The sequence below is a fragment of the Salipiger sp. genome, assembly GCF_059781815.1.
The window spans coordinates 1-6,182 of the sequence record NZ_JBYNAH010000275.1; the positions used below are offsets into that span (position 1 = coordinate 1).

General features: G+C 69.2%; 4 protein-coding genes. All 4 read right to left on the reverse strand.

All coding sequences use genetic code 11. The features are described from left to right. Positions 1 to 160: 160 nt before the first annotated feature. The 4 genes from AC6RA4_RS22530 to glnT all read right to left on the reverse strand — a co-directional run bounded on the left by AC6RA4_RS22530 (position 161) and on the right by glnT (position 6,073). Positions 161 to 3,103: a sarcosine oxidase subunit alpha family protein gene (locus tag AC6RA4_RS22530; protein WP_500164121.1), complete on the reverse strand. Its 2,943-nt coding sequence runs from the start codon at positions 3,101 to 3,103 to the stop codon at positions 161 to 163. Continuing rightward, positions 3,100 to 3,381: a sarcosine oxidase subunit delta gene (locus tag AC6RA4_RS22535; RefSeq protein ID WP_500164123.1), complete on the reverse strand. Its 282-nt coding sequence runs from the start codon at positions 3,379 to 3,381 to the stop codon at positions 3,100 to 3,102. Before AC6RA4_RS22535 ends, AC6RA4_RS22530 begins: the two co-directional genes overlap by 4 nt. Positions 3,382 to 3,389: 8 nt before the next feature. Continuing rightward, positions 3,390 to 4,640, reverse strand: a complete 1,251-nt coding sequence (locus tag AC6RA4_RS22540; protein ID WP_500164125.1) for a sarcosine oxidase subunit beta family protein — start codon at positions 4,638 to 4,640, stop codon at positions 3,390 to 3,392. 116 nt (positions 4,641 to 4,756) lie between these two features. Further along, positions 4,757 to 6,073 carry a type III glutamate--ammonia ligase gene (glnT, locus tag AC6RA4_RS22545; protein WP_500164126.1) on the reverse strand — a complete coding sequence of 439 codons (1,317 nt, stop codon included), beginning with the start codon at positions 6,071 to 6,073 and terminating at the stop codon, positions 4,757 to 4,759. Positions 6,074 to 6,182 lie beyond the last annotated feature (109 nt).

Below are 6,182 nucleotides of genomic sequence, written 5' to 3' on the forward strand. Positions count from 1 at the left end.
GCCGGGGTCCGGCAGCGTCAGCCCGAAGGGCTGCGGCGCGGCGCTGTCGCGGCGGAGCGCCAGCGAGGCCAGCGCGATGTCGGGGCGCTCGGCGAGCGTCAGCGCGCCATGGGTGGCGCGGCGCGGCTCGGACTGGCCGAGCGCGGTGAGGGGGGCGAGATCAGTCACGCAGACGCTCTCCTTCCGGGTCGATGAAATGCGGGCTGACGACGGTCACGCGGCACTCGCCGCCCTCAAGCGGGTTGGCCGCGACGATCTCGTGGCCCATGCGCGCCGCACCGTCCTCGAGGAAGCCGAGCGCGATGTGGCTCTTGAGATGCGGCGAGTAGCAGGCCGAGGTCACCCAGCCCTGATCGCTGGCGGTGTCGCGCTCGACGCCGGGCAGGAACAGGTGGGCGCCGGCGGGCACCTTCGCTTCCGGGTCGAGCGGCATCAGCCCCACCAGACGGCGCGTGTCCGCCTCGAGCGCCTCGCGCCGCGACATCACCGCGCCGATGCTGTCCTTCTTCTTCGACACCATCTGGCCCAGCCCGAGCATCGCGGCCGTGGTCTGGCCGTTGAGCTCGGCGCCTGCCGCGTGGCCCTTCTCGATGCGCAGCACCGCCAGCGCCTCGGTGCCGTAGGGCGTGACGCCGAGATCGGCCCCTTGCTCCATCAGCCGCGCCATCAGCGCGTTGCCATAGCGCGCCGGCACCGCGATCTCGTAGGCGAGCTCGCCCGAGAAAGAGATCCGGAAGAGACGCGCCCGAAGCCCGCCGCAGATCGTCAGCTCGGCGCAGGCCATGAATGGGAAGGCCTCGTTCGACAGATCCGTGTCATCGACGATGCGCGACAGCAATTCGCGCGAGTTCGGCCCGGCCACGGCGATCTGCGCCCAGGCGTCTGTCGTGGAGATGAGCTGCACGTCGAGCTCGGGCCAGAGGCATTGCCGGGCGAACTCCATCTGGCGATAGACGAGGCCCGCATTGGCGGTGGTGGTGGTGACCACGTAGTGATCCTCGGCCAGACGGGCGCAGGTGCCATCATCGTAGAGGAGGCCATCCTCGCGCAGCATCAGGCCATAGCGCACCTTGCCGACCTTCAGCGTGCCCATCATGTTGGCGTAGATCCGGTGCAGGAATTCGCCCGCATCGGCGCCCTGCACGTCGACCTTGCCAAGCGTGGTGACGTCGCAGAGCCCCACGCCCTTGCGCACCGCCAGCACCTCGCGGTCGACGCTCTCGCGCCAGTGTGTCTCCCCGTCTCGCGGGAAATACTGCGCCCGCATCCATTGCCCGACCTCGACGAATTCGGCGCCTTGCGCTTGCGCGAAGCTGTGCGTCGGCGTGAGGCGGCGCGGGCGGAAATGGGCGCCGCTGTCGCCGCCGCCGAGCACGCTCAGCGCCACAGGCGTGTAGGGCGGGCGGAAGATCGTGGTGCCGGTCTCGGGGATGGTCTTGCCGGTCAGCTCGGCCATGACGGCAAGGGCGGTGACATTGGCGGTCTTGCCCTGATCGGTGGCCATGCCGAGCGTGGTCCAGCGCTTGAGGTGCTCGACGGGGCGCATGTTTTCCTTATGCGCCAGCGCGATGTCCTTGACCGTCACGTCGTTCTGGAAATCGACCCAGGCGCGGCCCCTTCCCGGCACATGCCAGACTGGCGCCTGCGCGACGGGGGTATCCTCGGCCTGCGGCAGGTCGGGCAGCGTGGCGGTGAGCCCCAGATCCGCGAGCGCCGCCTGCGCGGTCTCCGCCCCCGAGCAGAGCGCCGCATGGGTCGTGCCCTGCCCCGCCGCGGCCCCGGCAACGCGCATGCCCGGGGGCATGTCGGCGGGCGGCAGGAAGGCCTGATGCGCGTCGCTCCAGGCCGGGCGGCCCCGGTGGTGCGAGGCGAGATGCACGTTGGGGTTCCAGCCGCCGGAAACGCCGAGCACGGCGCATTCGAGCCATTCAGAGCGGCCATTCTGGCTGACCTGGATCGACGACAGCGCGCGCCGCCCCTGCGCGCCGGTGACCTGCGCCCCGGCATAGACCTGGTACTCTCCCAGCCGCGGCGCGTCCCTGCGCGGGTCGATCACCGCCAGCACCGGAACGCCATGGGCCAGCAGGTCGAGCGCGGTGCGGTGGCCGTCGTCATTGCTGGTGAAGATCGCCACGCGGTCGGAGGCTTTCGCCTGCGGCGCCACCGCCCAGCGGTTGGCATAGGCGCGCAGCGCACCGCCGAGCATGATGCCGGGGCGGTCGTTGCCGGCGAAGGGGATGTGGCGCTCGGTGGCGCCGGCGGCGAGCAGGCTGCGCTTGGCGGTGATGCGCCAGAGCGTCTGGCGCACGGTCTGCGGCACAGGCAGGTGATCGCCCACCCGCTCGACCGCGCCGAAGATGCCGTGATCGTAGCTGCCAAACACCGTGGTGCGGCGCAGGATGCGCACGTTGGGCAGGCTCTCGAGCTCGGCCTCAGCGCGGGCCACCCAGTCGGATGCCGGGGCGTCGTCGAGCATATGGCGCTCGGAAAGCAGACGCCCGCCGAGGCGGAAATCCTCGTCGGCGAGGATCACGCTTGCGCCGGAGCGGCCGGCGGTCAGCGCCGCCGCAAGCCCCGCCGCGCCGCCGCCGATCACCAGCAGGTCGCAATGCAGGAAGCCGCTGTCATAGGCGTCGGGGTCGGGCTCGGCGGCGAGCCGGCCCAGCCCTGCGGCGCGGCGGATCATCGGCTCGTAGACCTTCTCCCAGAAGGCGGCGGGCTGCATGAAGGTCTTGTAGTAGAACCCGGCGGCGAAGAACGGCGACAGCGCGTCGTTGACCGCCAGCGCATCGAAGGCGAGCGACGGCCAGCGGTTCTGGCTGCTGGCCTCGAGCCCGTCATAGAGCTCAATGCAGGTGGCGCGGGTGTTGGGCTCGGCGCGGGCGCCGCTGCGCAGGGTGACGAGCGCGTTGGGCTCTTCGGAACCGGCGCTGAAGATGCCGCGCGGGCGGTGATACTTGAAGCTGCGTCCGACCAGCCGCACGCCGTTGGCCAGAAGCGCCGAGGCCAGCGTGTCGCCCGGGTGGCCCTGGTAGGTCTTGCCGTCGAATGTGAAGGAGAGGGTCTTGCTGCGGTCGATGAGGCCGCCGGTCAGCCGGGTCATGCGCCGCCCCTCCGCTTGACGTCCGAGGCCAGCTCGGCCGAGACGATCTCATGCGTGACGGTGTCGCGGGTGACGACCACCCAGGAGCGGTCGCCCTGCTCATGGAACCACAGCTCGCGATGCAGCCCGGCGGGGTTGTCGCGCAGATAGGTGTAGTCGAAAAACGCGGCCTCGGCGTCCTCGGCCATGCCGTCGGGACGGTTCAGGAGCGAGGCGTCGCCGAGATAGGTGAACTCCTGCGCGTCGCGCGGGCCGAGGAGAGGGTGCGGGATCAGCATGTCGCGCCTCAGTGCAGGTTGGGTTGGGCGCCAACGCCCTTTTCGTCGATCAGCGCGCCGCGCTGGAAGCGGTCGAGACGGAAGGCCGTCGCGGTCTCGTGCGGGCGGCCGGTGGCCAGCAGGTGGGCGAAGGCGTAGCCGCTGGCGGGCGTCGCCTTGAAGCCGCCATAGCACCAGCCGGCGTTGAGATAGAGCCCGTCCACATGGGTGGCATCGATGATCGGCGAGCCGTCCATCGACATGTCCATGATGCCGCCCCAGCTGCGCAGCAGGCGGGCGCGCCCGATCATCGGCATCAGCGCCATGCCACCCTCGACCACGTCCTCGACCACCGGCAGGTTGCCGCGTTGGGCGTAGGAGTTGTAGCCGTCGATATCGCCGCCGAAGACCAGCCCGCCCTTGTCGGACTGGCTGACGTAGAAATGCCCGGCGCCGAAGGTGATGACGCCGTCGATGCAGGGCTTGAGCCCTTCCGAGACAAAGGCCTGCAGGGCGTGGCTTTCGATCGGCAGGCGCATGCCGGCCTTTTCCATCACCCGCCCCGTGGAGCCCGCCACGGCGACGCCGACCTTCTTGGCCCCGATATAGCCGCGCGTGGTCTCGACGCCGCGGATCGCGCCGCCCTCGATGCGGAAGCCGGTGACCTCGCAGTTCTGGATCAGGTCGACGCCCTTCTGGTCGGCGCCGCGCGCATAGCCCCAGGCCACGCCATCGTGGCGCGCGGTGCCGGCGCGGCGCTGCAGCAGCCCGCCCTTGATCGGGAAGCGGGCGTTGTCGAAATTCAGGAACGGGTACATCGCCCGCACGCCGTCCTGGTCGAGCAGCTCGGCATCGGCACCGGCCAGCAGCATGGCATTACCACGGCGGCGGAAGGCATCGCGCTGGCCGTCGCTGTGGCAGAGGTTGAGGATGCCGCGCTGGCTGACCATGGCGTTGAAGTTGAAGCGCTGCTCGAGCCCTTCCCAGAGCTTCATCGAGAACTCGTAGAACGGCTCGTTGCCGGGCAGCAGGTAGTTCGAGCGGATGATCGTGGTGTTGCGCCCGATATTGCCCGAGCCGAGCCAGCCCTTCTCGAGCACCGCGACGCGGGCCTCGCCGAAGGTGTTGGCAAGGTAATAGGCGGTGGCGAGCCCGTGGCCGCCGCCGCCCACCACGATGATGTCATACTCACGCTGGGGTTCGGGATCGCGCCAGAGCGGTTTCCAGCCCTTGTGGCCGGTGAGCCCTTCCCAGAACACCCGAAGGCCGTTGAACTGCATGTGGCACCCTGTTTCCTGAAGGCAGAGCGGCGCGGGTCAAAATTCTTCGAGAAGAATTTTGGCGCCCCCCGCGCCGGTCGGTGGCACAAATTTCTTCTGCGAAGAAATTTGCCCGGTCAGATGTCGAGCGTGTGCTCGCGTTCCCAGTGCGAGAAATGCGACACGAAGCTGTCCCACTCCTCGCGCTTCTTCTTGATGAAGGAGGCCGAGAACTCCTCGCCCAGCATCGCCTTCAGCTCGACATCGGCATCGAAGCCGCGGATCGCGTCGAGCATGTTGAGCGGCAGGCGCGGCGCGTCCTTCACCGTGTGGCCCTCGGCATACATGTCGATGTCGTAGCGCGGGCCGGGATCGGCCTTGGAGCGGATGCCCGAGAGGCCGGCGGCAATGATCACCGCCTGCAGCAGGTAGGGGTTGGCCGCGCCGTCGGGCAGGCGCAGCTCGAACCGGCCGGGGCCCGGCACGCGCACCATGTGGGTGCGGTTGTTGCCGGTCCAGGTCACCGTGTTGGGTGCCCAGGTGGCGCCGGACATGGTCCGCGGTGCGTTGATGCGCTTGTAGCTGTTGACCGTGGGGTTGGTGATCGCGGCCAGGGCCTCGGCGTGTTTCATGATGCCGCCGAGGAAGTGCCCGCCCTGCTCCGAGAGCCCTACCTCGCCGATCTGGCCGCCGGCATCGCCGGCGAAGGCGTTGGTCGCGCCGTCGAGATCCCAGACCGAGATATGGGCGTGGCAGCCATTGCCGGTGAGCCCCTCGATGGGCTTGGGCATGAAGGTGGCGCGCAGCCCGTGCTTCTCGGCCACGGATTTCACCATGAACTTGAAGAAGCTGTGGCGGTCGGCGGTGACGAGGGCGTCGTCGAATTCCCAGTTCATCTCGAACTGGCCGTTGGCGTCCTCGTGGTCGTTCTGGTAGGGGCCCCAGCCGAGCTCGAGCATGTAATCGCAGATCTCGGCGATGACATCGTAGCGGCGCATCACCGCCTGCTGGTCGTAGCAGGGCTTTTCGGCGGTGTCGGCCTCGTCGGAGATCTTGGTGCCTTCCGGGGTGAGCAGGAAGAACTCGGCCTCGACGCCGGTCTTGACCCGCAGGCCCTCGGCGGCGGCTTCCTTGATCAGCTTGCGCAGCACGTTGCGCGGGGCCTGGGCGACCTCCTGGCCTTCCATGACGCAATTGGCCGCAACCCAGGCGACCTCGGGTTTCCACGGCAGCTGGATCACCGTCTCGGGATCGGGCACGGCGAGCATGTCGGGATGCGCCGGCGTCATGTCGAGCCAGGTGGCGAAGCCGGCAAAGCCCGCGCCCTCCTCGGCCATGTCGGCGATGGCCTGCGCCGGGACCAGCTTGGCGCGCTGGCCGCCGAACAGGTCGGTGAAGGAGATCATGAAGTATTTCACGCCCTTTTCCTGGGCGAAGGCGGCGAGGTCGGTCATTGCTATCGGTTCCCTGTCGTGTGTTTCGGTCCGCCTTCAGCGGTCCGACCGGGGGGGGGGGGGGGGGGGGGGGGCCGCGGCGCCCCCGGCCGAGGCAGCTCTCTAATCA

Coding starts and splice junctions, on each gene's coding strand:
- AC6RA4_RS22530 (WP_500164121.1), bottom strand. CDS start 3,103: ATGACCCGGCTGACCGGCGGCCTCATCGACCGCAGCAAGACCCTCTCC.
- AC6RA4_RS22535 (WP_500164123.1), bottom strand. CDS start 3,381: ATGCTGATCCCGCACCCTCTCCTCGGCCCGCGCGACGCGCAGGAGTTC.
- AC6RA4_RS22540 (WP_500164125.1), bottom strand. CDS start 4,640: ATGCAGTTCAACGGCCTTCGGGTGTTCTGGGAAGGGCTCACCGGCCAC.
- glnT (WP_500164126.1), bottom strand. CDS start 6,073: ATGACCGACCTCGCCGCCTTCGCCCAGGAAAAGGGCGTGAAATACTTC.